We start from the raw sequence: 25,102 nt of genomic DNA, 5'->3' as shown, positions 1-25,102 counted from the left end.
GCTGCGCGAAGTGATACGCGGCACGAGGTGAGGGTCGGTTTGGGGGTGAGCAGTGACTCGGGGGCAGGGGCAGCTCAGGTTGAGAGGCGGTTTGGGTGAAGGGTGGCTTGGGGTGAGCAGTGGCTTGGGGGCAGGGGCGGCTCGGGTTGAGAGGCGGTTTGGGTGAGGGGTGGCCGGACCCCGCGAGGGCGTTGATCCGGTTCATGCGCGGAGGCGCAGGCCGCGTGGTGTCGCGATGAAGCCTGCTCCTTCCAGGACGGTGCCGATGGGGGAGGTCAGGGCCGAGGCGCCGTTGACCCGCTCCACCGTGACCGTGCCGAGGGAACCGGCTCGGGCCGCTGCCGCGAGGGCCTCGGCGGCAGCCTGGAGGCGTGGGTCTTCGGTGGCCGTGGTGTCCGGTGCGGAGGGCCAGGCGAGCAGCGTCTTGCCGCCGCGCTCCATGTAGAGCGTCAGCTCGCCCTCGACCAGCACCACGAGTGAGCCCGCCTTGCGCCCCGGCTTGTGCCCGGCACCGGTCGGCGGCTCGGGCCAGGGAAGGGCGGCGCCGTACGCGTTCGCGGGGTCGGCGGCGGCCAGGACCACGGCTTGGGTGGCGAGGGAGGGGCGGCGGGGGTGGTGGTTGGCGTAGGGGGAGCTGATGTTGCCCTGGGGTGTTGGGGCGGGGAAGTCGCGGGGGGAGATGTAGTCGCCCGGGGCCGGGGGGTGTGAGGCGGGGGTGTGGTGCTGTCGGGAGTTGGGGGCGCCCGGGTTCGGGAGGTGGTCGTCCGGTGAGCCCAGGCTGTCGAGGTCGTCGAAGTCCGTGAACGGGCCGAAGGCGTCGGCGAAGTCGTGGACTCCGGAGCCGTCGGGTGAGCCCGGGGAGCTGGATGTTCCGGGGGAGTGGGATGTGTCGTGTCGGCCGTGGTCGGCAGGGGAGGCGTACGGGGCTTGCCGGTTGCTGGTGTCCGGCGAGGCGTAGGGACCCTGTTGGCCACGGTTGCCAGACGAGTCGTAGGTGGCGCTTGGGGTTCCGAACGGGGCGGCGGAATCGCTGCCGGGGGCGGCCGTCGGCGAGTTGGAGTCGGCGAAGGCGCCGAAGCCGTAGGGATCGTTGGCCGTGGCGTCCGGAGTGGGCAGGTCGTCGCCCCGGTCGCGGGCGTTGGCGACCGCGCGGAGGCGGTCCACCGCGCCGTCCATCGCGAACTGGGCGGCGCCGAGCCCCTCCACGACATAACCGCGCCGCGCCTGACCGCTGTCTTCGAAGGCTGACAGGACGCGGTACGTCGCGGAGAAGCCGCCCTCGACGCCCTCCGCGGCAACCGCTCCCCGGGTCACCACGCCGTGCCGGTCGAGGAGGGTGCGGGCCAGGGCGTGGGCGCGCACGGTGGGGTCCGGTTCGTGGGCGGGGAGCAGGGACCAGCGGCCCGCGACGGTCGGCGGCCCGGTGCGGGAGGCGGGGCGCGCGGCGGCGGTGAGGGAGCCGTAGCGCCCGCGCGGGACCGTGCGTTTGGCGCGGTGGGCCGTGGAACCTGCCGTACGGCCGGAGCCCAGCAGGGAGCGCATGGGGGCGAGCGTGTCGTTCGTGAGCCGTCCGGACCAGGCCAGGTCCCATACGGCGTCGGCCACTTGGGGATCGGTGACGTCCGGGTGGGTGGTCGCGCGGATCTGGTCGGTGATCTGGCGGAAGAAGAGGCCGTAGCCGCCGGAGAGGGTGTCCAGGACCGACTGGTGCAGTGCCGTGAGCTCCAGAGGGTGCGGTGGCGGGAGGAGCAGGGGGGCCGCGTCCGCCAGGTACAGGGAGACCCAGCCGTCCTTGCCCGGGAGGGAGCCCGCGCCGGCCCACACCAGCTCGCCGGCGGAGGTGAGTTCGTCGAGCATGGCGGGCGCGTAGTTCGCCACGCGGGACGGCAGGACGAGCTTCTCCAGGGCGGACGCGGGCACGGATGCGCCCTGCAACTGCTCGACGGCGCGCACCAGTCCGTCGATTCCGCGCAGCCCGTGCCCCTTGCCGATGTGCTGCCACTGGGGGAGGAACTGTGCGAGCGCGGCCGGCGGCACCGGCTCCAACTCGTGCCGCAGCGCGGCCAGCGACCGGCGGCGCAGGCGGCGCAGCACCGTCGCGTCGCACCACTCCTGACCGATCCCGGCCGGGTGGAACTCCCCTTGTACGACACGGCCGTTGGCCGCGAGCCGCTGCAAGGCGCCCTCGGTGACCGCCACGCCCAGGCCGAAGCGGGCGGCGGCGGTGGCCGACGTGAACGGGCCGTGGGTGCGGGCGTGCCGTGCCAGGAGGTCGCCGAGCGGGTCCTTGACCGGTTCGGTGAACGCCTCCGGGACGCCGACCGGCAGCGCCGTGCCGAGCGCGTCGCGCAGGCGGCCCGCGTCCTCGATCGCCGCCCAGTGGTCGGCGCCGGCGATACGGACCCGGATCGCGCGGCGGGCCGAAGCCAGCTCCTGCGCCCACTGCGGCGCGGCGCCCCGCTCGGCCAACTCGGCGTCGGTGAGCGGGCCGAGCATGCGCAGCAGGTCGGCGACGCCCTCGACGTCCTTGATGCGGCGGTCCTCGGTGAGCCACTGGAGTTCGCGCTCCAGCTCGGTCAGCACCTCGGCGTCGAGGAGTTCGCGGAGCTCCGCCTGGCCGAGCAGCTCGGCCAGCAGGTGGGAGTCCAGGGACAGGGCGGCCGCGCGGCGCTCGGCCAGCGGTGAGTCTCCCTCGTAGAGGAACTGGGCGACGTACCCGAAAAGGAGGGAGCGGGCGAAGGGGGACGGCTCGGGGGTGGTGACCTCGACGAGGCGCACCTTGCGGGACTCCAGGTCGCCCATCAGCTCGGTGAGGCCCGGGACGTCGAAGACGTCCTGGAGGCACTCGCGGACCGCCTCCAGGACGATCGGGAACGAGCCGAACTCGCTGGCCACCTGGAGCAGTTGGGCGGCGCGCTGGCGCTGCTGCCACAGCGGGGTGCGCTTGCCGGGGTTGCGGCGCGGCAGCAGCAGCGCGCGGGCGGCGCACTCGCGGAAGCGGGCCGCGAACAGGGCCGAGCCGCCGACCTGGTCGGTGACGACCTGGTTGACCTCACCCTTGTCGAAGGCGACGTCCGCCGCCCCTACGGGGGCCTGGTCGGCGTCGTACTCCGTGCCCGCCTTCATGGGTTCCTGGTCGAGCAGGTCCAGGCCCATGAGGTCGGCGTCGGGCAGCCGCAGGACGATGCCGTCGTCGGCGTGCATCACCTGGGCGTCCATGCCGTAGCGCTCGGAGAGGCGGGCGCCGAGGGCGAGGGCCCAGGGGGCGTGGACCTGGGCGCCGAAGGGGGAGTGGATGACGACGCGCCAGTCGCCGAGTTCGTCGCGGAAGCGCTCCACGACGATCGTGCGGTCGTCCGGGATGTGGCCGCAGGCCTCGCGCTGTTCGGCCAGGTACGACAGGACGTTCTCCGCGGCCCAGGCGTCGAGGCCCGCGGCGAGGAGGCGCAGGCGGGCGTCCTCCTTGGGCTGCGAGCCGACCTCGCGCAGGAACGCGCCCACCGCGCGGCCCAGTTCGAGCGGGCGGCCCAGCTGGTCGCCCTTCCAGAAGGGGAGGCGGCCGGGGACGCCCGGGGCGGGGGAGACCAGGACGCGGTCGCGGGTGATGTCCTCGATCCGCCAGGAACTCGTGCCGAGCGTGAAGACGTCGCCCACGCGGGACTCGTAGACCATCTCCTCGTCCAGCTCGCCGACCCGGCCGCCGCCCTTCTTGGGGTCGGCGCCGGCCAGGAAGACCCCGAAGAGACCGCGGTCGGGGATCGTGCCCCCGGAGGTGACAGCGAGGCGCTGTGCCCCGGGGCGGCCGGTGATCGTGCCGGCGATGCGGTCCCACACCACGCGCGGGCGCAGCTCAGCGAACGCGTCGGACGGATAGCGGCCCGCGAGCATGTCGAGCACGGCCGTGAACGCCGACTCCGGGAGCGAGGCGAACGGCGCGGCGCGGCGGACCGTGGCGAGCAGGTCGTCGACCTGCCAGGTGTCCAGCGCCGTCATCGCGACGAGCTGCTGGGCGAGGACGTCCAGGGGGTTGGCGGGGACCTTCAGGGACTCGATGGACCCCGTGCGCATGCGCTCGGTGACCACGGCGGCCTGGACGAGGTCGCCCCGGTACTTCGGGAAGACCACGCCCGTGGAGACCGCGCCGACCTGGTGTCCCGCGCGGCCCACGCGCTGGAGGCCTGAGGCCACGGACGGCGGGGACTCCACCTGGATGACGAGATCGACGGCACCCATGTCGATGCCCAGCTCCAGACTGGACGTGGCCACCACGGCCGGCAGGCGGCCCGCCTTGAGGTCCTCCTCGACCTGGGCGCGCTGCTCCTTGGAGACCGAGCCGTGGTGGGCGCGGGCGATGACCGGGGGTGCGCCCTGGGCGGCGCCGGAGCCGCCCATCAGCTCGGCCGGCGCGTGGTGTTCGTCCAGGGCCTCGCCGGTCGCGCGCTCGTAGGCGATCTCGTTGAGCCGGTTGCACAGCCGCTCGGCCAGGCGGCGGGAGTTGGCGAACACGATCGTTGAACGATGGGACTGGACAAGGTCGGTGATGCGCTCCTCGACATGCGGCCAGATCGAGGGCTTCTCCGCGCCCTCCTTGCCGTCGGCCACCGGAGAGCCGCCCAACTCGCCCAGGTCCTCGACCGGGACGACCACGGAGAGGTCGAACTCCTTGCCGGACGTCGGCTGGACGATCTCCACCTTGCGGCGCGGGGAGAGATAGCGGGCGACCTCGTCGACCGGGCGCACGGTCGCCGAGAGGCCGATGCGGCGGGCGGGCCTCGGCAGCAGCTCGTCCAGCCGCTCCAGGGACAGCGCGAGATGCGCGCCCCGCTTGGTGCCCGCGACCGCGTGCACCTCGTCCAGGATCACCGTCTCGATGCCGGTCAGCGCGTCGCGCGTGGCCGACGTGAGCATCAGGAACAGGGACTCCGGGGTGGTGATCAGGATGTCCGGCGGGCGCGTGGACAGCGCGCGGCGCTCGGCGGGCGGGGTGTCGCCGGAGCGGATGCCGACCTTGACCTCGGGCTCGGGCAGGCCCAGGCGGACGGACTCCTGGCGGATGCCGGTCAGCGGGGAGCGGAGGTTGCGCTCCACGTCGACCGCGAGGGCCTTGAGCGGAGACACGTACAGGACGCGGCAGCGCTTCTTCGGGTCGGCGGGCGGGGGCGTCGCGGCGAGCTGGTCCACGGCGGCGAGGAAGGCGGCCAGGGTCTTGCCGGAGCCGGTCGGGGCGACCACCAGCACGTCCGAGCCCTCACCGATGGCCTGCCACGCGCCCGCCTGGGCTGCGGTGGGCGCGGAGAAGGCCCCCGTGAACCAGCCGCGGGTCGCGGGGGAGAAGCCGTCGAGGGCTCGATGTGCGGAGCTGACCATGCGTCCATCCTGCACCCGACCACTGACAATGCGTCTGACCTGCGGGGATTCCGTGACGGTGGCTCGCGGAATCGTGTCGGTCTTGACCGGCCGCCGGGGCCAGGATCGTTTCGGCTGCTTCCCGTCGCCGTGGGCAGGACCGCTTCGTTCCGTCGCCGTGGCGGAGAATGGCCGTATGGCAGGTTCGGGCGAGCTGGCGAGACATTGGCAGTACACGGAGCTGCCCGGCGTCGACCTGCTGCGCGCCCGGTACATCCACAAGACGTTCGTGCGGCACACGCACGAGAACTTCGTCATCGCCGCCATCGCGGACGGCGTCGAGGTGTTCCACCACCGTGGGGGCGACGTCTCCGCCGGGGCGGGGGCGCTCGCGCTGGTCAATCCGGACACTCCGCACACCGGCCGGGCGGGTGTGCCCGAGGGCTGGCGGTACGGGGCGGTCTACCCGCCGCCCGAGGTGGTGGCCGCGATAGCCGCCGAGACCACCTCGATCCGCGGCACTCCCGGTTTCATCAGCCCCGTGCTCGACGACCCCTACACCGTGGGGCTCGTCCATCAGATCCTGCGCGCGGCCGACGAGGGCAACGCGCTCGCCGCCGACACCCTGCTGCGGGTCGCGGTCACCAGACTGCTCCGGCTGAACGGCGGACCGCTGCCGCAGCGCGTCGTGCCCACGGCCGGCGGCCGGGTCGCCGCACGCGCGCGTGCCGTGCTGGAGGACCGGATGGCGGAACCGCCCACCCTGGAGCAGCTCGCCGGGGATCTGGAAACCAGCCCGTTCGCGCTGCTGCGCGCGTTCCGGGGCGCCTACGGGATGCCGCCCCACACCTGGCTGACCAACGCCCGGGTACGCCGGGCACGACAGCTCCTGGACTCGGGTACGGCGCCCGCGGAGGCCGCCGTCGCCGTCGGGTTCACGGACCAGCCGCACCTCAACCGGCACTTCGCCCGGATCGTCGGCGTGCCTCCGGGCGCGTACCAGCGGGAGCGCAAGAACGTACAAGACGCGGGTCCGCGACTGCTCCTACCGTCCGACACGTGGCAGAACAGATCGCTTCAGAAGACATACGCGCCGGAGCGGGAGGAGAACTGGACCCCAACGCAGGGGGCAAGCCCGACTCCGCCGTCGTACGGGACGCCCTGGGGGTCGGGGTCGCCGTAGGGCTGTCCGGGTTCGCCTTCGGGGTGACCTCGGCCGGTGGCGGGCTCACCCTGCTGCAGACCTGCGCCCTCAGCCTCCTGGTGTTCACCGGCGCCTCCCAGTTCGCGCTCGTAGGAGCGCTCGCGGCCGGCGGCAATCCGCTCACCGCGGCGGCGGGAGCCTTCTTCCTGGGTGTGCGCAACACCTTCTACGGGCTGCGGCTCTCGCAGTTGCTGGCACTCCCGCGCGCGGTGCGGCCGTTCGCCGCCCAGTGGATCATCGACGAGACGGCGGCCGTCACCCTCGCGCAGCCCACACGGCGTGCCGCGCGGATCGGCTTCACCGTCACCGGGCTCACCCTGTACCTGCTGTGGAACCTCACCACGCTGCTGGGCGCGCTGGGCGCGAAGGCCATCGGGGACACGGACGCCTGGGGTCTCGACGCGGCCGGTCCCGCGGTCTTCCTGGCGCTGCTCGCGCCCATGCTCACGACCACCACCGAGCGTGCCGTCGCCGCGCTCGCGGTCCTGTTGGGACTGGGGCTGCTGCCCGTGCTGCCGGCCGGTGTGCCGGTCCTGGCGGCGGCTCTCGCGGCGCCGATCGCCCTCTACATAGAGGGTCGTCGGCAGGGCGGGTCGCGTAACGACGCACCAGAAGAAGGCAGTTACGACGCACAGGAGGAAGACCGTTGACCGTCTGGATCGCGATCGCGGCGACCGCCCTCGGCTGTTACGTCGTCAAGTTCGCCGGACTGCTGGTGCCCGCGGGCGCCCTTGAACGGCCGCTGGTGAGGCGGCTCGCCGCTCTGCTGCCGGTCGCCCTGCTCGCCGCGCTCACGGCCCAGCAGACCTTCGCCGACGGGCACGCGCTCGTGCTCGATGCCCGGGCCGCGGGGCTCGCGGCGGCCGCCGTGGCGCTGGTGCTGCGGGCACCGTTCCTGCTCGTCGTCGCGGCGGCCGTGCTGGTGACGGCGGGCGTGCGGGCCATCGGCGGCTGAAGCGGCTCTGGGTCAGCCCACGGCGCGGCCGTACGCCTTCAGGGTGCGCAGCGCCTGGATCGTCACCATGGGGCGTGCCTCCAGGGAGATGCCAGGCGCCCACTGACGCCAGCGGATCGGCCAGCCGCCGTCCTCCCGCTGATCGCCTGCCAGGTGGTCCAGGGAGCGGGCCATCTCGTCGTCCGTGAACCACGCGCGCGCGAGGGAACTCGGCGTCTTCGCGTAGTCGTACGGGAAGTGGTGTTCGCCGGGTGCGTACCCGGGGGCGACCGGGTAGGCCTCCAGATGCTCCGGGTCCAGGGCGGCCAACCGGTGCTCGCGGACCAGGCGGCCGAGGCGGTCGGCGGCGGCCTCCGCGCGCGGGCGGTCGGGCGCCGAGTCCAGGAAGGCCACGGCGGCCTCGATCTCGTAGGGGTGCGACTTCTCCAGGGAGTCGACCGCCTGCCAGCAGAAGTCGGTGGCCCGGAACAGCCACGCGTGCCATACCTCGTTGCGGTGCAGCAGGCCCACCACCGGCCCGGTGGCGAGGAGTTCGCTGGGCGGGTCGTCCATGATCGGCACGAAGGGAGCCGTCGGATAGCCGCGCTGGCCGGGAAGGATCGCCGGCAGGGCGCCGTCGGCCGTGGACACCGAGGTCAGATAGCGGCACACGCGTTCCACCCGCTGCCCGCCGCAGCGTCCGACGGCGTCCAGGACGCGCAGCGCGTGACCGGTGTGCAGCGGCTGGCTCACCGGGCCGCGCAGATCGGGCTCCAGCGCGTGCCCGTACCCGCCGTCCTCGTTGCGGTAGGCGTCCAGCGCGGTCTCCACCGGATCGGGTTCGCCGTTGAGGAAGTGGTACGCGAAGAGGCGCTGTTCCAGCACGCGCGCGGTGAGCCAGACGAAGTGCTCGGCGCGGAAGAGCGGGGAGTGCGCCGGGGGCGTCGGGGGGAGTGGGGAAGCTCCTGTTTCGGCCATGCGTCAGACCGTAGGACGGAAAGCGGTCTCCGCAAGGGGTCCCGAGATGGTCCCACTCTCAGGGGCGGGATACTGGTGTCATGCGGTTGACGGTCTTCTGGGAGCGGATGACGGAGCACTTCGGTGCGGGATACGCCGAGAGCTTCGCGCGCGATCATGTGATGACGGAGCTCGGCGGGCGGACGGTGCACGAGGCGCTGGACGCGGGCTGGGAGGCCAAGGACGTGTGGCGTGTGGTCTGCGACGTCATGAACGTTCCGCGGCAGAGCCGCTGATCTCCCGCGGGAACGTCGCTGATCGGTCACGAAGATCGACGCCGGTGACCGGTTGTCAGTGGCGTAGGCGAGACTTGCACCGTGGCAGTCACTGACGAGACCGGGCACGACGCCCAGCAGGCATCCCCGATCGGTACGCCGCCGACCCGGCCCCCGGCCGACGGCGCCGCGCCGGGCCCGGGCATGCCGCGCTGGCTGCCCCGGGCCATGGTGCTGGCGCTCGGTCTCGTCGCCGTGTTCCAGCTGGGCAGTTGGGCCTTCCACCAGCTCATCGGGCTGCTGATCAACATCCTCATCGCGTTCTTCCTGGCCCTCGCCATCGAGCCCGCGGTGAGCCGGCTGGCCGCGTACGGCATGCGCCGGGGGCTGGCCACCTTCCTGGTGTTCCTCGGCCTGCTGATCGTGAGCGCCGGGTTCGTCACCCTCCTCGGGTCGATGCTCGCCGGCCAGATCATCAAGATGATCGAGGACTTCCCGGACTACCTCGACTCCGTCATCAACTGGGTCAACGGGCACTTCCACACCGACCTCAGACGGGTCGACATCCAGGAGGGGCTGCTCCACTCCGACTGGCTGCGCAAGTACGTGCAGAACAGCGCGACCGGCGTGCTGGACGTGTCGACCCAGGTGCTCGGGGGCCTCTTCCAGCTGCTGACGATCGGTCTGTTCTCGTTCTACTTCGCCGCCGACGGGCCGCGGCTGCGGCGCGCGCTGTGCTCCGTACTGCCGCCCGCCCGGCAGGCCGAGGTGCTGCGCGCGTGGGAGATCGCCGTCGACAAGACGGGCGGCTACATATACTCCCGCGGGCTGATGGCGCTGGTCTCCGGAGTGGCGCACTACATCCTGCTGCAGGCGCTGGGCATCCCGTACGCGCCCGTGCTCGCGGTCTGGGTGGGCCTGGTCTCCCAGTTCATCCCGACCATCGGCACGTATCTCGCGGGCGCCCTGCCCATGCTGATCGCCTTCACCGTGGACCCCTGGTACGCGCTGTGGGTGCTGATCTTCGTCGTGGTCTACCAGCAGTTCGAGAACTACATGCTCCAGCCCAAGCTGACCGCGAAGACCGTCGACATCCACCCCGCGGTCGCCTTCGGCTCGGTCATCGCGGGCACCGCGCTCCTGGGCGCCGTCGGCGCGCTGATCTCCATCCCGGCGGTCGCCACGCTCCAGGCGTTCCTCGGGGCGTATGTGAAGCGGTACGCCGTCACGGACGATCCCCGGGTCCACGGACACCGGACCACTCGTGGCTCCGACGGTCCCGGCCTGCTGGCACGCGGGCGAGGCCTGTGGGAACGGCGACCGGGCGCGGCGGAGCCGACGGCGATCGACTCCGCCGGTACCAGCGATCCCGCCCCTACGACCAGCTCCGCCGCTACGGCCGATTCCGGAAGCGCCGACTCGCGGCCGACCGATCCGGAAGCGACCGGCTCCGCACCGGCCGACTCCGAACCGAAGGACTCCGGAGAGGGCTCCTCCGGCTCCTCCTGAAGGATGATCCGGCGAGAACACCGGGGCGTCGCGGTCAGTACGTGAGCACCGCCCACACCCCGGCGCCGGTCACGGCGACCACGTAGCAGCCGACCGCCACCGTCACGGTCCGCCGCCGTGCCACCTCGCTCCAGGACGTGCGGGACAGCAGCCAGGCCAGGCCCGGCAACACCAGGACGGCGTGCAGGCTCACCCCGTGCAGCGGCTTGAGCGGAGCCGTCGAGTGGTACGCCGCCTCCGGGTGGCCGGTCCGGGCGAGAACGACCCCGCGCGCGATCATCGCGGCGCCCGAGGCCAGCGCCACGAGCAGGATCGCGAACCCGGAACGCACCGCGAGCGCCATCCCTGTAGGCCCCGTCGGCCGGTGCCGGAAGGACGCCACCGCGAACACGGTGAGCAGCACCACCAGGACACCACCGCCCACCGCGAGCGTCATGGACACCGCGGTGTCGAAGGGCGTCTCCATGTCGAGGTGCGACGGCACCCGGCGCCACGCCTGGAGGGTGATGCCGCCGACCTCCACGACACAGTCGGCGGCGAACACGACGAGCAGCACGGTGCGCAGGCGGGCCCCGACGCGCAGATACGACGTGACCCAGGTGACCGCCATCAGCGTCGCCCCGAAGGAGAGCCCGAACGTGACGGGCTTGCGCCAGGAGACGGGCCCGTACCAGGGGCCGCCGTCGACCGCGAACACCACCAGGTGCACCAGCCCGGAGAGGATCAACAGGGCACCGGTCGCATGGCAGAGACGCTCGGCGGGCCGTACGCGGGACTTCAGGGTCCGAGTCATGGCCCGAGACTCGCGGGAACGTGCCGCGCAGTCGTCGTACGGCCGAAGACATCAGCCGTACGACGGCGGAAGTACTCGGGTGGCGGAGCCCTCGACATGGCCACCGCCCTGATGGCGCTCCACGACGGCGTCGTCCCTCCGACCGTCGGCACCCGCGAAGCACCCCCGGAACTCGACCTGGTGCTCAACGAGCCGCGTGAACTCCCCCTCAAGAACGCCGTTGTCCTCGCGCGCGGCACGGGCGGCTTCAACTCCGCAGTCGTCCTCACCCGCGTCTGACCCATCCCCTGGAGGTGCACCACCTTGCTGTCACTCGAAGGACTCGTCTCCACCATCCGCCGATGCGCCGGAGACTCCGATGTCGCAGGTCTGGACGGAGGCATCCTCGACGTCTCCTACCAGGACCTCGGGTACGACTCGGTCGCGGTCCTGGAGATCTTCGCCGAGTTGGGAAGCGAGCACGGAATCGAGATCAGCGACGAGGAGGTCTTCGAGACCAGGACCCCGCGCGCGACCCTCGACCTCGTCAACAGCAGGACGGAGGCCGCCTGATGGCCGCCACCGACAACACGATCGTCGTCCGGGCCCCGTTCGAGGTGGTGTGGACCATGACCAACGACGTCGAGTCCTGGCCGGCGCTGTTCGCCGAATACGCCGAGGTGGAGATCCTCCGGCGCGAGGGCGACGCCATCGAGTTCCGTCTCACCACACGCCCCGACTCCGACGGCCGGGTCTGGTCACGGGTGCCGACCACCTCTTCACGAACTCGTACGAGAGCACTCTGCTACGGCGCAAGACAGGCTGGACGGCTGCCGACGTGCTAGCAAGAGTCGGCACCTGGGTAACGACCTTGGGCGAGAAGGGCTGCCGGGTCCAACGACAGGGTGAGTGTGCTGTCGAGGTCTCGGCCGTGCCCGTCACTGAACCAGAAGACCCCACCGGCGTGGGGGACGGATTCCGCGCCGGCTTCATCGCGGCACTCGCGTGGGGCCTCACCTCGACGCGGGGCGCCCAGCTCGGCTGTGCGGTGGCAGCGAGCGTCCTGCGCGCGCCGGGTCCCCAGGAGTACCAGCTGAACGGTGAAGGGTTGATGGCGTTATGCCGTTCGACCTACGGACCAGAGGTGGCCAACGACCTAGGCCACCGCCTCTCCCGATTGCGCTGATCGCCCGCGTGGTCCCTGGCGCCGCTGAGCTGCCCCTGGCGACGCGCGAGTCCGGTTCATTGAACATTGGAGTACCGCTGTGAATGCACAACCGGGGGCACTGCTCTCGTCCTGGTTCATCGGGTGGAACATGCCAACACGGGAATGATCCGCGTCCGATGCCGAAGCGTTGCGCGACGTCCTCGCAGAACGCCTCGCTCAACGCCTAGGAATCCACACCAGGGGTAGTACCGCTCCGGCTCCACCGAAGGGTGCCTCGCCTCTGGCCGCCAGCTCCTCGGCCGCAGCGTCATGTCCAGCGACTTCATGAACGTCACCGGCCCGCTGTACGCCTGGCCCGACGGCCAGACCGCGGACCCTACACAACTCCTGGAGCGCGGGCTGATCGACGAGATCGACCTGCACATCGTTCCGGTGCTGCTCGGCGACGGCGTCCGGCTCTTCGACAACCCCGGCGGCGCCCCGGTCCGGCTCGGGCTGCTGAACGGTCATGACCACGCGGCCGCGGTGAACGTGCGCTGTTGGCCGGTCGGGACGTGATCGTCCTGTGGCATGAGGGCGGAGGACGCGCCGGGGAAGTGCGATGGTTCAGCAGCGTGCGGCGCTCGCGAAGGGGCCTACTGGTAGCAAGGCGGACCGCACAGGACGCTGACGCTGCCGGTCTCGACGGCCGAGGAGATCGGTGCGATCTGGGGTGCGGGCTGGTGCACGCGGCTGGTCTTCCACGGCATGGGAGCGGCCGACGCCGCCGGACTCATGATGCCGACGGTCGCCACGACCAGCACGGACGCGATCCCCGCGCGTTTCCACATCTTCATCGAACTCTCCCGTCGTCGGTTGCCGTTGGCTGCTGCCAGTCAACGGGCACGACCTCCGGCACGGGAAGGATTTCCATGTCATTCGAAGCGTTGCCACGGCATGAGGCGTCACGGGACATCGATGACGCGAGTGCCGCGTGGTGCGCTTGACACGAAAATCGAACATCCATTCTTATGGAAGCTCCGGCGAGGCCATGACGGGCATTTCGGCAGGCTTTTGATGGTGAAGTGTCCGAGTTATCCACAGGCTGGACGGGCGTCGGGGCGCATTGTCAGTGGCAGGCGTTAGCGTCTTTGACGTGAAGCGATCGACTCAAGCAAACCGGGTGGAACCCATGGCAGGAACCGACCGCGAGAAGGCGTTGGACGCCGCACTCGCACAGATTGAACGGCAATTCGGCAAGGGCGCGGTGATGCGCCTGGGCGAGCGGCCGAACGAGCCCATCGAGGTCATCCCCACCGGGTCGACCGCACTGGACGTCGCCCTCGGTGTCGGCGGCCTGCCGCGCGGCCGAGTGGTGGAGGTCTACGGCCCGGAGTCCTCCGGAAAGACGACCCTGACCCTGCACGCGGTGGCGAACGCCCAGCGGGCCGGCGGACAGGTGGCCTTCATCGACGCCGAGCACGCACTCGACCCCGAGTACGCGAAGAAGCTCGGCGTCGACATCGACAACCTGATCCTGTCCCAGCCGGACAACGGTGAGCAGGCCCTGGAGATCGTGGACATGCTGGTCCGCTCCGGAGCCCTCGACCTCATCGTCATCGACTCCGTCGCGGCGCTCGTCCCGCGCGCGGAGATCGAGGGCGAGATGGGTGACAGCCACGTCGGTCTGCAGGCCCGTCTGATGAGCCAGGCCCTGCGGAAGATCACGAGTGCGCTCAACCAGTCCAAGACCACCGCGATCTTCATCAACCAGCTCCGCGAGAAGATCGGCGTGATGTTCGGCTCCCCGGAGACCACGACCGGTGGCCGCGCGCTGAAGTTCTACGCCTCCGTGCGACTCGACATCCGTCGTATCGAGACCCTCAAGGACGGCACCGACGCGGTCGGCAACCGCACCCGCGTCAAGGTCGTCAAGAACAAGGTCGCGCCGCCCTTCAAGCAGGCCGAGTTCGACATCCTCTACGGCCACGGCATCAGCCGCGAGGGCGGCCTGATCGACATGGGCGTGGAGAACGGCTTCGTCCGCAAGGCCGGCGCCTGGTACACGTACGAGGGCGACCAGCTCGGCCAGGGCAAGGAGAACGCGCGCAACTTCCTCAAGGACAACCCCGACCTGGCCAACGAGATCGAGAAGAAGATCCTGGAGAAGCTGGGCGTGGGCGTCCGTCCCGAGAAAGACAAGCCGGCCGTCGAGCCGGTCGCGGACGCGGCGGTCCCCGCCGCCACGGACGACGCCGCCAAGGCGGTGCCCGCTCCGGCCGCGGCCAAGACCACCAAGGCCAAGGCCACGGCTGCCAAGAGCTGACCCGTGACACGACGAACGGACTGGGCCGAGTACGCGTATCCCGACGCCCCACAGGGGCGCGGGAGAGGCTGCGATGGCCTGGCCTACGGTGCGGACGGCACGCCTGAGGAGCCGTACGGCATGGACGGGCCGTACGGCGACGAGCCGGGCGGCGGTTTCGCGGGGGAGGCCGGTCCGCCTTTCGGTGGCCCGGAGCCCGGCGATGGTTCGGCGGGCACCGGTCGGCTTTTCAGGAGCTCGGCGCCTGGCGGCAGTTCGCCCGGCGACGGGTCCGCCGATGACGACGCACCCGGCCGCGGCTCGCGCCGCAGCCGTGGAGCGCGTGGCGAGGGCGGCTCACGAGGGTCTACGGCGCGCGGTGACGGCGCACGCGGTAGACGTGGGCGCCGTGGCCGCGGCTTCGGGGATTCCTCCGAAGCGGACGGGGCCGACTTCTCCTCGCCGAGGGCCGAGAAGAAGGAGGAACCGCCGGCGGATCCGGCTGAGCGGGCACGGGGAATCTGCCTGCGCCTGCTCACCGGGAACCCGCGCACCCGCAAGCAACTCGCGGACGCCCTGCGCAAGCGGGAGATCCCGGACGAGGTGGCGGACGAGGTGCTGTCGCGGTTCGAGGAGGTCGGGCTGATCAACGACGGCGCGTTCGCGGACGCCTGGGTGGAGTCCCGGCACCACGGACGGGGCTTGGCCCGACGGGCGCTCGCCCAAGAACTGCGTACCAAGGGCGTCGACTCGACGCTGATCGACGAGGCCGTCTCCCAGCTCGACTCCGAGCAGGAGGAGACGACGGCGCGCGAACTGGTCGACCGCAAACTGCGGTCCACCCGGGGCCCCGACCGCGACAAGAGGCTGCGCCGCCTCGCGGGCATGCTGGCCCGCAAGGGCTACTCCCAGGGCATGGCCCTCAGAGTGGTCCGGCAGGCGCTGGAGGAAGAGGGCGAGGACACGGAGTTCCTCGGGGACGAGGGGTACTGATCCGGGATCGATCCGGTTCCGCATCGATCGGGTTCTGACCTCTTGGTGGTGCGAACGTCCTGAACACGGTGGACGCGCGGGGGCGCCGACCGCGTTCAGGCAAGCACCGGGCGGGTGCTCGCCCAAGGCGTCACCCCCGCCGACTCACCCATACCTGGGACCCCGGCGTCACCGCCGGATCGCTCGGCGGACTCACCGAGCACACCGCGGCCGTAAGCGAACTGGCGGCGGACCAGCTCCACTTGAGGCCGGGCAGCACCCTGAAGCTGACGCTCGGCGACGGCACGCCCGTCACGCTCACCGTCGTCGCCGTCTACTCCAGGGGCCTCGGCTTCGACGATCTCACCTTCGCGCACGATCTTGTCGCCCGGCATGTCGACAGCTCGCTCGCCTCCTCCGTCCTCGTCGGCACGACCCGTACACAGACACAACTCGCCCCTACTCTCCGTGAGTTCCCGGGTGTACACGTTCTCGCGCCGGCCGCCGCCGACTCGCTCCAGGCGCAGCGGCAACAGGCGAACGCCGAGGTCAACTACCTGCCCATGGGGCTCGTTCTGGCGTGCACGGCCATCGCCGTGGTCAACACGCTCGCCATGTCGGTCGCGGAGCGTGTCCGGGAGTTCGCGCTGTTGCGCCTCGCCGGGGTGACCCGCCGTCAGGTGCTGCGGATGCTGCGCACCGAGGCGCTGTCGATGTTGCTGCTCGCCAACGGCGCTCCGCAGCGGTATCGCCCTCGCCGTCCTGATCGCGTTCAGCATCGGTATGACGGGTCGGGCGGCACCGTCGGTCACGCCCCTCGTGTACCTCACGGTGGTCGTGGTGGCCGGGACCCTCGCCCTTGTCGCCACGGCACTGCCGGGACGCGTGGCGCTCCGGGTCCGCGCGGTCACGGTGGCGACCGCCAGGGAGTGAGCGCGGGAAGCCGCCGGATCGTCCGTCCTGAGAGTGAGCGCGGGAAACCGCCGACCGTCCGACCCGAGAGTGAGTGAGGGCAAGCGTCAGTCGTCCGTCCCGAGCGCGAGCGAGGGGAACTGCCAGCCACCTGTCCCAGCGGTCACCCCTACCACCGAGGGCACACATTTCGCAGACTTAGCGTGCGTGACGCGGAGGGTGCGCATGTTTGCCGCGGGAGTAGCTTCTGCTGCCGAACCTCGGCCCTCCACGCTTGCCGACCCTCGGCCATCCCGCCCGCTGAGCCGCAGCCAGGCCTGCCCGAGTGCCTCCGGCCGTTTCGCCGACCGGTCCTCGTACGCCCTGAAAGGCGGCCTCCCTTGTTCTTGCCCCTGCCCGCTCACCACCGCAGAACCCTGGTGGTCCTCCTGGTCGGTACGTGTCTCTTACTGAGTGGCTGCGGACTGGAGTCCAGTGCCACGCCCGCCGACGACGAGCCCACCACCCTCGGGTTCGTCAACGGCGGCAGCACCGAGTTCCACACCTGTCTGCAGGAGTCGATCGAGAACACGGCCAAGAGCAATTTCGCGAAGCTCGTCACCGTCAACTCGCGTCAGGACGCCGCGCGGGAGCTGGCCAACATCCAGGACATGATCGCGCGCCATGTCGACGCGATCATCCTGCAGACGGTCAACACCACCGCCCTCAAGAGCGACATCGCCAAGGCCGGGAGCGCGCACATCCCGATCTTCCTGACCTCGGTCAGCGCCGATCCGTCCGACATCCTCGGGGCCGTCGTCGTCGACCTGAAGGCGGTGGGCAAGCTGGACGCCGACTGGATCGAGGACGCCGCCGCGGGGCGCGAGGTGCAGGTGGGTGTCATCGCGGGCGCCCCCGGTGCCGCCTCCGACCTGCTCGTCGGCGGTTTCACCAGGGGGCTGCCGGCGAACGCGAAAGTGGTCGCGAACCAGCCGGCCATGTTCGTCGCCGCCAAAGCGAAGACCGTCGCCGCGAGCATGATCAAAGCGCATCCCGATCTGGACTACGCCTTCGTCGCCAACGAGGAGATGGCGTTCGCCGCCCGCAAGGCCTTGGACGCGGCCGGCGGCAAGAAGGTCAAGATCGTGACGGTCAACGGAACCGACGAGGCACTCGCCGCCCTCAAGGACGGCCGTTTCGCCGCCACCGTCTCCAACTCGGCCAAGGACACCGGCGAACTGGCCGTCACCAACACCATCAGCCTTCTCCGTAAGGAGAAGGTGGAGAAGATCGCCACCACACCGGCCCGCCTGATCACCAGGACCAACGCGGACACCGCCCCGCTCTACTGCCCCTCCGACGGGTCGTGAGCGGGCCGGTGCGTCACGCCGTGGACCCGGTGTGTCACGTCGTGGACAGAGTGTCTACGACGTGACAGGCAGTCCCGCCGCCTTCCAGGCCTGGAAGCCGCCGACGAGGTCCGTCGCGCGGCGCAGGCCCAGTTGGTGCAGGGACGTGGCTGCCAGGGTGGACGCGTAGCCCTCGTCGCAGATCACCACGACGCGCAGGTCGTGGTCGGTGGCTTCGGGGGCGCGGTGGCTGCCCCGGGGGTCGAGGCGCCACTCCAGTTCGTTGCGCTCGACGACCAGGGCGCCGGGGATGAGGCCGTCGCGGTCGCGCAGGGCCGCGTAGCGGATGTCGACCAGGAGGGCCTTGTCGTCGCGGGCCGCTTCGTACGCCGCCCGCGCCTCGATCCGCTCGTAGGTCCCGCGCGCCCGCTCCAGCAACCCGTCTATGCCGAGCGGCTGTTCGTGCGCGGCACTCACTGCCAGTCCGCCGGGCGCTCGACCTGCTCCAGGCGCAGCACCGGGCCCGTACGGCTGTAGCGGCGGATCTGCGGCAGCGGCGGGTAGTAGGCGTGGACGGAGATCGCGTGCTCTTCGGAGGACTCGTTGAGCACCTCGTGGACGTGGTGGCGGCCGAAGGCGCGGCCCTTCCCGGTCGGCAGCCGCCGCTCGCGGTCCACGCCCTCCTCCAGTTCGAGGGTCTTCCAGCCGTCGCTCGGGAGCCGGGCGGCGAGCGAGTTCTCCTTGAGTTCGCCGGCGGCGGTGAGGAAGGCGCCGACCGACTCGGCGTGGTCGTGCCAGCCCGTCCCGCTGCCGGGCGGCCAGCCGATCAGCCAGGCCTCGCTGCCGCCGGGACCTTCGAGCCGCACCCAGGTGCGGCCCTCGGGGTCGAGGGGGAGCGAGGCGATCAGCTCGGCGTCGGCGGCCGTACGCCGGACGAAGTCGAGCAGGTCCGCCTGTGTCGGGGCCTGGGAGGGCGCGGCGGGGGACACGGAGGCAGAAGGGGAGACAGACACGTGCACCGTCCTGATGAGTGTTCGCGAAGGTGCGCGCAGGCATCACGACAGTGGCGCGCGCGGGTGAGAGAGATGCGAATTCAGCAGGCGACGTGACACACACAGCCCACGTAGCGGACGAGGTCCAGGTGGACCTTCCGCCAGAGGTGGACAGAGGTGTCGGTCATGGTCCGGAGTACAGCACGGCGGTGCGGGCCGGTCAACTCAGCGTCACTATGTGGACAGTTCGGATACGGCGGCCTCAGCGTGAGCCGGCCGTGGCCTCCGTCCTCGTCGGGCCGCCCAGGGTCGCCTCGGCCGCCGCGTACAGGTCGGCCGGACGCACCCCGCTCAGCGCCGTGACCAGGTGACCGTCGGGCCGGACGAGAAGGACGGTGTGGGCGGCCGCGCCCGGGTAGCTCTCGGTGACCAGCAGCTCGGCCGGGTGCGGGAGTGCCGTCACGGCGGCCGCGAGGCGGGGCATGATTCCGGCCGTCACCCAGTGCTTGCGCTCCCACACGCCCGTGCCCGGCGCGACCAGGACGACCAGCAGGGAGCCGCGCCCGAGACGGTCCCGCAGCCGTACGAAGGCGCCGTCCTCGGCGGTGACCAGGACATCGGCGACCGGCGCACCCGGAAGGGTGTCCACGGGGACCTCCGCCTCGATGTGCCGGGGCGTGAGCGGCGAGTCGGCGTACGCCCCCGGCGCACCGAGCGCGCCGTGCCCCAGGTGACCGTCCGTGAGCAGCACGTCATGGCCGCGGGCCGAGCCGGGCACGACCGCGCGCAGCCCGGCGCCGCCGCGCACCAGCGGCAGCGCCTGGTCGGCGGCGCGCAACCGGGCCGCCACGACCGCCCGCCGCTCCGCCTGATAACTGTCGAGCAGCGGCTCGTGCGGCCCGTGGTGCCAGGCCAGCGCCAGCTTCCAGGCGAGGTTGTCGGCGTCCCGCAGCCCCTCGTCCAGCCCCTGCGTCCCCAGCGCCCCCAGCAGATGCGCGGCGTCCCCGGCGAGGAACACCCGCCCCGCCCGCCACCGCCGCGCGAGCCGGTGGTGCACGGTGTGCACACCGGTGTCGAGCAGTTCGTACGGCGGTGTCGGGCCCTCGGTCCAGCCCGCGAGCGTCTCCCGGATGCGGGCCAGCAGCAGCTCGGGAGTGACCAGGTCCTTGCCCGGCGGCAGCAGCCAGTCCAGGCGCCACACGCCGTCCGGGAGGGGGCGTCCGGTGACCTCCCCGGCCGAGGGTCCGGACGTCCGCCACGGCGGCACCCGATGCAACAACGCCTGGTCGGGCCACGGAAGTTCCGTGCGCAGCGCGGCCACGGCGTGTCGCTCCACCGCCGTACGGCCGGGGAAGCGGATGTCCAGGAGCTTGCGCACGGTCGAGCGCGGGCCGTCGCAGCCGACCAGGTAACTGCCGCGCCACCAGGTGCCCTTGGGGCCGCGGGTGTGGACGGTGACGCCCGAGGGCTCCTGTTCGAGCGAGTCGAGGCGGTTGTCCACGGCGATCTTCACCAGCCGCTCGCCCGCGAGGGCCTGGCGCAGGGCGCCGGTGAGCACGTGCTGCGCGATGTGCAGCGGGGCGGGCTCGGTCTCGTCGAACGTGATCTCGCGCATCACCTGCTTGCGCCGCATCGACCGCCATCCGGCCCAGCGCGAGCCGAGCTGGGCGAGCGGCACGCCGGTCAGTCGCTCCAGGAGTGCCGCGGTGTCCTCCCGCAGGACGACGGTGCGCGCGGGGCGTGGTTCGTCCTTGCCCGGACCCTCGTCGAGGAGGACGGAGGGCACCTCCTGCCGCGCCAGTGCCAGGGCGAGCGTGAGCCCCACGGGCCCCGCCCCGACGATGATCACCGGGTCCACGGTGCGGCGCCCCCTGCCCGTGACGGTGTCCTCAGGGACGCATGTGAACAGGAAGTTGGAGCAGGGTGCACGATCACAGAACGTATGCAACCCATTGCCGGTGCTTGCGTCAAGTGACGGAGGCAGTGGCGATCATGCCACTGCCTCCGTGTCGTTCATGCCATGTGACCGATCATCAGATCGTGCCGCCGCCGCCGGTTCCGAAACTGCCCCCCACCTGCGCGGGGTTGAGCCCGGTGGCGTCTTCGAGGGCGACGGTCGCACCCGTGCTCTTCTTGCTGCGCCGCAGCCTGCCCTCCAGCCAGCTCGCGAAGGTGGTGAGGGCGAGGTTCAGCACGATGTAGATGATCCCTACGACGATGAAACTCGCCACCACGTTGGCGTAGTTGGCCGCCAGGGTGCTGCGCGCGTTGAGCAGCTCGGTGAAGCCCAGCATCACGCCGCCCAGCGCGGTGTCCTTCACGATGACCACGAGCTGGCTGACGATGGCCGGCAGCATGACGGTGACGGACTGCGGGAGCAGGATGCTCGTCATCGTCTGGCCCTTGCGCAGACCGATCGCGTGCGCGGCCTCCGTCTGCCCCTTGGGGAGCGACAGGATGCCCGCCCTGACGATCTCGGCGAGCACCGAGGCGTTGTAGAGCACCAGGCCCGTGACGACGGCGTACAGGGGCCGTTCCTCGCTGCCGACGCCCGTGGAGCGGACGTAGAACTCGTTCGCGAACAGCATCAGCAGCAGGACCGGGATCGACCGGAAGAACTCGACCACCACGCCGGCCGGGACGCGCACCCACCGGTGGTCGGACATCCGGGCGATACCGAAGAACGCGCCCAGGGGGAGGGCGATCACCATGGCGAGACCGGCGGCCTTCAGGGTGTCACCGAGGCCCGGCAGCAGATACGTCGTCCAGGCGTCCGACGTGGTGAACGGCTGCCACAGGGCCCACTTCAGCTGGCCCTTGTCGTCCATCGTCTGCCAGACCCACCACAGGAAGAGGGCGAGCAGGACGAAGAACACCACAGAGAAGAGCACGTTGCGCCGCTTGGCGCGGGGGCCGGGCGCGTCGTAGAGGACGGAGGTCATCGCTTCACCGCCAGTCGCTTGCCCAGCCAGCCGAGGAGGAGGCCGGTGGGCAGGGTCAGTACCACGAAGCCGAATGCGAAGACCGCGCCGATGGCGACCGTCTGGGCCTCGTTCTCGATCATCGTCTTCATCAGGGCGGCCGCCTCGGCGACCCCGATCGCGGCCGCCACGGTGGTGTTCTTGGTCAGCGCGATCAGCACGTTCGCCAGCGGAGTGATCACCGCGCGGAACGCCTGCGGAAGGATGACGATCCGCAGCACCTGACTGAAGCTCAGCCCGATGGCACGGGCCGCCTCCGCCTGTCCGACGGGCACGGTGTTGATGCCGGAGCGCACCGCCTCGCAGACGAAGGCCGCGTGGTACGCCACGAGACCCAGCAGTGCCAGCCGGAAACCCTGCACCTTGAAGTCGTCGGACGCGCCCATGGTGACGCCGAAGATGTCGGCGAGGCCGAGCGAGGTGAAGACGATGATGACCGTCAGGGGGATGTTCCGGACGGTGTTGACGTAGAAGGTCGCGAAACCACGCATCAGTGGGACCGGGCTGACCCGCATGCCGGCCAGCAGTGTGCCCCAGACCAGGGAGCCGAGGGCGGAGAGGACGGTGAGTCTCACCGTCATCCAAAACGCCCCGAGGACGTCATAACCTTGAAGAAAGTCGAACACGATCTCCCGCGCTTCCGGGTATGGGGCCTGCCTTACCGGGGTTTTCTCGGGCTTACTTGACGATGTCGCCGATCTTCGGGGCGGGCTCGTTCTTGTAGTCGGCCGGGCCGAAGTTCTTGGTGACCGCGGTCTCCCAGGCGCCGCTGCTGACCATCTTCTCCAGCGCGGTGTTGATCTTGGTGACGGTCGCGGAGTCGCCCTTCTTGACGCCGATGCCGTAGTTCTCGTTGCTGAGCTTCAGGCCGGCGAGCTTGAACTGGCCCTTGAACTTGTCCTGCGCGGCGAAGCCCGCGAGGATCGAGTCGTCGGTGGTCACCGCGTCGACGGCACCGCTCTGGAGGGCCGCGATGCACTCCGAGTAGCCCGCGTTCTCACGGAGGTTGGCCTTCGGAGCGATCTTGTCCTTGATGTTCTGCGCCGAGGTCGAGCCGGTCACGGAACAGAGGTTCTTGCCGTTGAGGTCCGTGGCCTTCGCGATCGTCGAGTCCTTCTTGACAAGCAGGTCCTGGTGGGCCAGCAGGTAGGGGCCGGCGAAGTCGACCTTCTGCTTGCGCTCGTCGTTGATCGAGTACGTGGCCGCGATGAACTTGACGTCGCCGCGCGCCAGCGCGTTCTCACGGTCGGCGCTCTTGGTCTCGACCCACTCGATCTGGGCGGGCTTGTAGCCGAGCTGGCCGGCCACATAGGTCGCCACGTCCACGTCGAAGCCGGCGTAGGTCCCGTCCGGCTGCTTCAGGCCGAGGCCCGGCTGGTCGAATTTGATGCCGATCTTGATCTTGCTGCCGCCGGAGCCCGAACCGGAGTCGTCCTTGTCGCTGCTCCCGCACGCCGTCGCGGCGAGCGAGAGGACGAGAGCGGTGGTCGCGAACACGGTGACCTTGCGGAGCTTCATGGTGAACTTCCTTTGGCTGGAGAGGAGATGAGGGCCCGTCAGGGCGCGTGGCGGTGGCCCTGAGGGCGTGCGGGACCCTCAGCGGCAGTCGGCGGCCGCCCGTCGTCGGCGGGCCGCCAGTGGCTGGCTGTAGCGGTTCGTCAGCGTTCGTGGCTGATCGGCAGTGAATGTTGGCGCTGATCCCCGGCGGTCGTCAGTGGTGAAGGATCTTCGACAGGAAGTCCTTGGCCCGGTCGCTGCGCGGGTTGCTGAAGAACTGGTCCGGCACGGCCTCTTCGACGATGCGGCCGTCGGCCATGAACACCACTCGGTTGGCGGCCGAGCGGGCGAAACCCATCTCATGGGTGACGACGATCATCGTCATTCCGTCCCGGGCGAGCTGCTGCATGACCTCCAGCACCTCGTTGATCATCTCCGGGTCGAGGGCCGAGGTCGGCTCGTCGAAGAGCATCACCTTGGGGTCCATGGCCAGCGCCCGCGCGATGGCGACGCGCTGCTGCTGACCGCCGGACAGCTGGGCCGGGTACTTGTCCGCCTGCGTGGCCACGCCGACCCGGTCGAGCAACGCCCGGGCCTTCTCCTCGGCCTGCTTGCGGTCGGCCTTGCGGACCTTGATCTGCCCCAGCATCACGTTCTCGAGCACCGTCTTGTGCGCGAAGAGGTTGAAGGACTGGAAGACCATCCCGACATCGGCACGCAGTCGGGCCAGCTCCCTGCCCTCCTGGGGCAGCGGCTTGCCGTCGATCGTGATCGAACCCGAATCGGTCGTCTCCAGGCGGTTGATGGTGCGGCACAGAGTGGACTTCCCGGACCCGGAGGGCCCGATCACCACGACGACTTCGCCGCGGGCGATCGTCAGATCGATGTCCTGGAGTACGTGCAACGCGCCGAAGTGCTTGTTGACGCTCTTCAGGACGACGAGTTCGCCGGTCGCGGCCACATCTTCCTTGGCCACCGATACTTCGGTCATCGCTTGCTGGCTCCGTCCTCGTCGGTTGCGGAGGACAGTAGTGAGGCCTTACGACCAGCGTCATCACATCTGAGCGAGATCTGAGCATCACGATCGGATAGCAATAGGACACGTGTCGTAGCACTTTGTCGCCGGGATCCGTACCGGCTGGATAACGGAAGGCCGCACGCAACCGGAACCCACTTGACGGCGTCTTCGTCCATCAGCGTGACTGCCTGGGTGCACGCGTGCGTGAGACGTGCTTTTGTACAGGCCGACACCATACGAACGATGAACCGGAGGGGGCCGGGATGAGACTGCTCCTCGTCGAGGACGACAACCATGTCGCCGCCGCTCTGTCCGCGGTCCTGGCGCGGCACGGATTCGACGTCACGCACGCCCGCAGCGGCGAGGAGGCCCTCCAGGCACTCGTCCCCGAGAGCGACGGCTTCGGTGTCGTCCTCCTCGACCTCGGCCTGCCCGACCAGGACGGCTACGAGGTCTGCGGCAAGATCCGCAAGCGCACCAGCACCCCAGTGATCATGGTCACCGCCCGCTCCGACGTGCGCTCCCGCATCCACGGCCTCAACCTCGGGGCCGACGACTACGTAGTGAAGCCGTACGACACCGGGGAGCTGCTCGCCCGCATCCACGCCGTCAGCCGGCGCAGCGTCCACGAGGACGCGAGCGGGGGCGGCGACACCGCGCTGCGGCTCGGCCCGGTGCGCATCGAACTGCCCACCCGTCAGGTCACCGTGGACGGTTCGGTCGTCCAACTGACCCGCAAGGAGTTCGATCTGCTCGCGCTGCTCGCACAGCGCCCAGGAGTGGTGTTCCGGCGGGAGCAGATCATCAGCGAGGTGTGGCGCACCAGTTGGGAGGGCACGGGACGCACCCTGGAGGTGCATGTCGCGTCCCTGCGCGCCAAGCTGCGGATGCCCGCGCTGATCGAGACCGTACGCGGCGTCGGCTACCGGCTCGTCGCCCCGGCCGCGTAGCGG

25 protein-coding genes and 1 pseudogene are annotated in these 25,102 nt (G+C 70.7%); 15 read left to right on the top strand and 11 right to left on the bottom strand.

The annotated features are described in order from the left end of the window. Window positions 1-201 precede the first annotated feature (201 nt). Window positions 202-5,367, bottom strand: coding sequence for an ATP-dependent helicase (locus tag ACGFY9_RS10795; RefSeq protein WP_393753354.1), 5,166 nt, complete (start codon window positions 5,365-5,367; stop codon window positions 202-204). Between the two features lie 175 nt (window positions 5,368-5,542). Here ACGFY9_RS10795 and ACGFY9_RS10790 point away from each other — a divergent pair, with 175 nt between their 5' ends. From ACGFY9_RS10790 to ACGFY9_RS10780, 3 genes are read left to right on the top strand one after another with little or no spacing between them, the layout of a single operon-like run. After that, complete coding sequence (locus ACGFY9_RS10790; protein WP_393753353.1) at window positions 5,543-6,529, top strand: AraC family ligand binding domain-containing protein; 987 nt, start codon at window positions 5,543-5,545, stop codon at window positions 6,527-6,529. Further along, a complete protein-coding gene (locus ACGFY9_RS10785) occupies window positions 6,433-7,200 on the top strand; it encodes an AzlC family ABC transporter permease (RefSeq protein WP_393753391.1) in 768 nt (255 codons plus the stop codon). The genes ACGFY9_RS10790 and ACGFY9_RS10785 overlap by 97 nt, the downstream gene beginning before the upstream one ends. After that, window positions 7,197-7,505, top strand: a complete 309-nt coding sequence (locus ACGFY9_RS10780) for an AzlD domain-containing protein (RefSeq protein WP_393753352.1) — start codon at window positions 7,197-7,199, stop codon at window positions 7,503-7,505. The genes ACGFY9_RS10785 and ACGFY9_RS10780 overlap by 4 nt, the downstream gene beginning before the upstream one ends. A 12-nt stretch (window positions 7,506-7,517) precedes the next feature. Here ACGFY9_RS10780 and ACGFY9_RS10775 read toward each other — a convergent pair whose 3' ends face one another. Beyond that, window positions 7,518-8,462 carry a hypothetical protein gene (locus ACGFY9_RS10775; protein WP_393753351.1) on the bottom strand — a complete coding sequence of 315 codons (945 nt, stop codon included), beginning with the start codon at window positions 8,460-8,462 and terminating at the stop codon, window positions 7,518-7,520. An 80-nt stretch (window positions 8,463-8,542) separates the two neighbouring features. On the opposite strand from ACGFY9_RS10775, the gene ACGFY9_RS10770 reads away from it, so the two are divergent. Both ACGFY9_RS10770 and ACGFY9_RS10765 read left to right on the top strand, forming a co-directional pair. Then, window positions 8,543-8,737 (top strand): DUF3046 domain-containing protein, encoded by a 195-nt coding sequence (locus ACGFY9_RS10770; RefSeq protein ID WP_033286172.1) that lies wholly within the window; start codon window positions 8,543-8,545, stop codon window positions 8,735-8,737. An 81-nt stretch (window positions 8,738-8,818) separates the two neighbouring features. Continuing rightward, window positions 8,819-10,225 (top strand): AI-2E family transporter, encoded by a 1,407-nt coding sequence (locus ACGFY9_RS10765; RefSeq protein ID WP_393753350.1) that lies wholly within the window; start codon window positions 8,819-8,821, stop codon window positions 10,223-10,225. Between the two features lie 34 nt (window positions 10,226-10,259). Here the strand turns inward: ACGFY9_RS10765 and ACGFY9_RS10760 are convergent, their stop codons facing one another. Beyond that, window positions 10,260-11,018 (bottom strand): hypothetical protein, encoded by a 759-nt coding sequence (locus ACGFY9_RS10760; protein ID WP_393753349.1) that lies wholly within the window; start codon window positions 11,016-11,018, stop codon window positions 10,260-10,262. A 96-nt stretch (window positions 11,019-11,114) separates the two neighbouring features. Between ACGFY9_RS10760 and ACGFY9_RS10755 the strand changes: the two genes are divergently transcribed. From ACGFY9_RS10755 to ACGFY9_RS10735, 5 genes are all read left to right on the top strand, one after another. Beyond that, on the top strand, window positions 11,115-11,297 hold the full coding sequence (locus ACGFY9_RS10755) for a hypothetical protein (RefSeq protein WP_393753348.1): 183 nt from the start codon (window positions 11,115-11,117) through the stop codon (window positions 11,295-11,297). Between the two features lie 24 nt (window positions 11,298-11,321). Then, complete coding sequence (locus tag ACGFY9_RS10750; protein WP_393753347.1) at window positions 11,322-11,570, top strand: acyl carrier protein; 249 nt, start codon at window positions 11,322-11,324, stop codon at window positions 11,568-11,570. Continuing rightward, window positions 11,570-11,842 (top strand): SRPBCC family protein, encoded by a 273-nt coding sequence (locus ACGFY9_RS10745; RefSeq protein ID WP_393753346.1) that lies wholly within the window; start codon window positions 11,570-11,572, stop codon window positions 11,840-11,842. The genes ACGFY9_RS10750 and ACGFY9_RS10745 overlap by 1 nt, the downstream gene beginning before the upstream one ends. After that, a complete protein-coding gene (locus ACGFY9_RS10740; RefSeq protein ID WP_393753390.1) occupies window positions 11,752-12,183 on the top strand; it encodes a PfkB family carbohydrate kinase in 432 nt (143 codons plus the stop codon). Before ACGFY9_RS10745 ends, ACGFY9_RS10740 begins: the two co-directional genes overlap by 91 nt. Window positions 12,184-12,474: 291 nt before the next feature. Then, window positions 12,475-12,723, top strand: a complete 249-nt coding sequence (locus ACGFY9_RS10735; protein ID WP_393753345.1) for a dihydrofolate reductase family protein — start codon at window positions 12,475-12,477, stop codon at window positions 12,721-12,723. Between the two features lie 77 nt (window positions 12,724-12,800). Here ACGFY9_RS10735 and ACGFY9_RS10730 read toward each other — a convergent pair whose 3' ends face one another. Beyond that, window positions 12,801-13,001, bottom strand: a complete 201-nt coding sequence (locus tag ACGFY9_RS10730; RefSeq protein ID WP_393753344.1) for a hypothetical protein — start codon at window positions 12,999-13,001, stop codon at window positions 12,801-12,803. A gap of 335 nt (window positions 13,002-13,336) precedes the next feature. On the opposite strand from ACGFY9_RS10730, the gene recA reads away from it, so the two are divergent. From recA to ACGFY9_RS10710, 4 genes and pseudogenes are all read left to right on the top strand, one after another. Further along, entirely contained in the window at window positions 13,337-14,470 is a 1,134-nt protein-coding gene (recA, locus tag ACGFY9_RS10725; protein ID WP_393753343.1) for a recombinase RecA, read from the top strand. A 3-nt stretch (window positions 14,471-14,473) separates the two neighbouring features. Then, window positions 14,474-15,442, top strand: coding sequence for a recombination regulator RecX (recX, locus tag ACGFY9_RS10720; RefSeq protein WP_393753342.1), 969 nt, complete (start codon window positions 14,474-14,476; stop codon window positions 15,440-15,442). A gap of 117 nt (window positions 15,443-15,559) precedes the next feature. Beyond that, a pseudogene (locus tag ACGFY9_RS10715) lies at window positions 15,560-16,354 on the top strand (ABC transporter permease); the annotation flags it as partial. A gap of 365 nt (window positions 16,355-16,719) precedes the next feature. Further along, window positions 16,720-17,682, top strand: a complete 963-nt coding sequence (locus tag ACGFY9_RS10710; protein ID WP_393753389.1) for a sugar ABC transporter substrate-binding protein — start codon at window positions 16,720-16,722, stop codon at window positions 17,680-17,682. A gap of 54 nt (window positions 17,683-17,736) precedes the next feature. On the opposite strand, the gene ACGFY9_RS10705 is transcribed toward ACGFY9_RS10710, so the two are convergent. The 7 genes from ACGFY9_RS10705 to ACGFY9_RS10675 form a co-directional block, all read right to left on the bottom strand. Then, window positions 17,737-18,138, bottom strand: a complete 402-nt coding sequence (locus tag ACGFY9_RS10705; RefSeq protein ID WP_393753341.1) for a rhodanese-like domain-containing protein — start codon at window positions 18,136-18,138, stop codon at window positions 17,737-17,739. Continuing rightward, complete coding sequence (locus ACGFY9_RS10700; protein ID WP_393753340.1) at window positions 18,135-18,674, bottom strand: cysteine dioxygenase; 540 nt, start codon at window positions 18,672-18,674, stop codon at window positions 18,135-18,137. The genes ACGFY9_RS10705 and ACGFY9_RS10700 overlap by 4 nt, the downstream gene beginning before the upstream one ends. A gap of 241 nt (window positions 18,675-18,915) precedes the next feature. Beyond that, window positions 18,916-20,511 (bottom strand): FAD-dependent monooxygenase, encoded by a 1,596-nt coding sequence (locus tag ACGFY9_RS10695; RefSeq protein WP_393753339.1) that lies wholly within the window; start codon window positions 20,509-20,511, stop codon window positions 18,916-18,918. Window positions 20,512-20,686: 175 nt separating this feature from the next. Then, a complete protein-coding gene (locus tag ACGFY9_RS10690; RefSeq protein ID WP_393753338.1) occupies window positions 20,687-21,595 on the bottom strand; it encodes an amino acid ABC transporter permease in 909 nt (302 codons plus the stop codon). Beyond that, on the bottom strand, window positions 21,592-22,260 hold the full coding sequence (locus ACGFY9_RS10685) for an amino acid ABC transporter permease (protein WP_393753337.1): 669 nt from the start codon (window positions 22,258-22,260) through the stop codon (window positions 21,592-21,594). The genes ACGFY9_RS10690 and ACGFY9_RS10685 overlap by 4 nt, the downstream gene beginning before the upstream one ends. A 52-nt stretch (window positions 22,261-22,312) precedes the next feature. Beyond that, window positions 22,313-23,152 (bottom strand): glutamate ABC transporter substrate-binding protein, encoded by an 840-nt coding sequence (locus tag ACGFY9_RS10680; RefSeq protein ID WP_393753336.1) that lies wholly within the window; start codon window positions 23,150-23,152, stop codon window positions 22,313-22,315. Between the two features lie 193 nt (window positions 23,153-23,345). After that, window positions 23,346-24,122, bottom strand: a complete 777-nt coding sequence (locus ACGFY9_RS10675; RefSeq protein ID WP_019060965.1) for an amino acid ABC transporter ATP-binding protein — start codon at window positions 24,120-24,122, stop codon at window positions 23,346-23,348. Between the two features lie 290 nt (window positions 24,123-24,412). Here ACGFY9_RS10675 and ACGFY9_RS10670 point away from each other — a divergent pair, with 290 nt between their 5' ends. Further along, window positions 24,413-25,099: a response regulator transcription factor gene (locus ACGFY9_RS10670; protein WP_393753335.1), complete on the top strand. Its 687-nt coding sequence runs from the start codon at window positions 24,413-24,415 to the stop codon at window positions 25,097-25,099. Window positions 25,100-25,102: the final 3 nt, after the last annotated feature.

The sequence above is a fragment of the Streptomyces sp. NPDC048504 genome, from assembly GCF_043200035.1.
In the GTDB taxonomy this organism is placed as follows: Bacteria; Actinomycetota; Actinomycetes; order Streptomycetales; family Streptomycetaceae; genus Streptomyces.
The sequence above is the reverse complement of the archived record's forward strand: the minus strand, read 5'-3'. Positions and strand labels throughout refer to the sequence as shown.

Bases quoted from the DNA above. Each gene is read 5' to 3' on its own strand.
- ACGFY9_RS10795 (WP_393753354.1), bottom strand. From the start codon at position 5,367: ATGGTCAGCTCCGCACATCGAGCCCTCGACGGCTTCTCCCCCGCGACC.
- ACGFY9_RS10790 (WP_393753353.1), top strand. From the start codon at position 5,543: ATGGCAGGTTCGGGCGAGCTGGCGAGACATTGGCAGTACACGGAGCTG.
- ACGFY9_RS10775 (WP_393753351.1), bottom strand. From the start codon at position 8,462: ATGGCCGAAACAGGAGCTTCCCCACTCCCCCCGACGCCCCCGGCGCAC.
- ACGFY9_RS10770 (WP_033286172.1), top strand. From the start codon at position 8,543: ATGCGGTTGACGGTCTTCTGGGAGCGGATGACGGAGCACTTCGGTGCG.
- ACGFY9_RS10760 (WP_393753349.1), bottom strand. From the start codon at position 11,018: ATGACTCGGACCCTGAAGTCCCGCGTACGGCCCGCCGAGCGTCTCTGC.
- ACGFY9_RS10755 (WP_393753348.1), top strand. From the start codon at position 11,115: ATGGCCACCGCCCTGATGGCGCTCCACGACGGCGTCGTCCCTCCGACC.
- ACGFY9_RS10745 (WP_393753346.1), top strand. From the start codon at position 11,570: ATGGCCGCCACCGACAACACGATCGTCGTCCGGGCCCCGTTCGAGGTG.
- ACGFY9_RS10735 (WP_393753345.1), top strand. From the start codon at position 12,475: ATGTCCAGCGACTTCATGAACGTCACCGGCCCGCTGTACGCCTGGCCC.
- ACGFY9_RS10730 (WP_393753344.1), bottom strand. From the start codon at position 13,001: ATGAAGATGTGGAAACGCGCGGGGATCGCGTCCGTGCTGGTCGTGGCG.
- recA (WP_393753343.1), top strand. From the start codon at position 13,337: ATGGCAGGAACCGACCGCGAGAAGGCGTTGGACGCCGCACTCGCACAG.
- ACGFY9_RS10690 (WP_393753338.1), bottom strand. From the start codon at position 21,595: ATGACCTCCGTCCTCTACGACGCGCCCGGCCCCCGCGCCAAGCGGCGC.
- ACGFY9_RS10680 (WP_393753336.1), bottom strand. From the start codon at position 23,152: ATGAAGCTCCGCAAGGTCACCGTGTTCGCGACCACCGCTCTCGTCCTC.
- ACGFY9_RS10675 (WP_019060965.1), bottom strand. From the start codon at position 24,122: ATGACCGAAGTATCGGTGGCCAAGGAAGATGTGGCCGCGACCGGCGAA.
- ACGFY9_RS10670 (WP_393753335.1), top strand. From the start codon at position 24,413: ATGAGACTGCTCCTCGTCGAGGACGACAACCATGTCGCCGCCGCTCTG.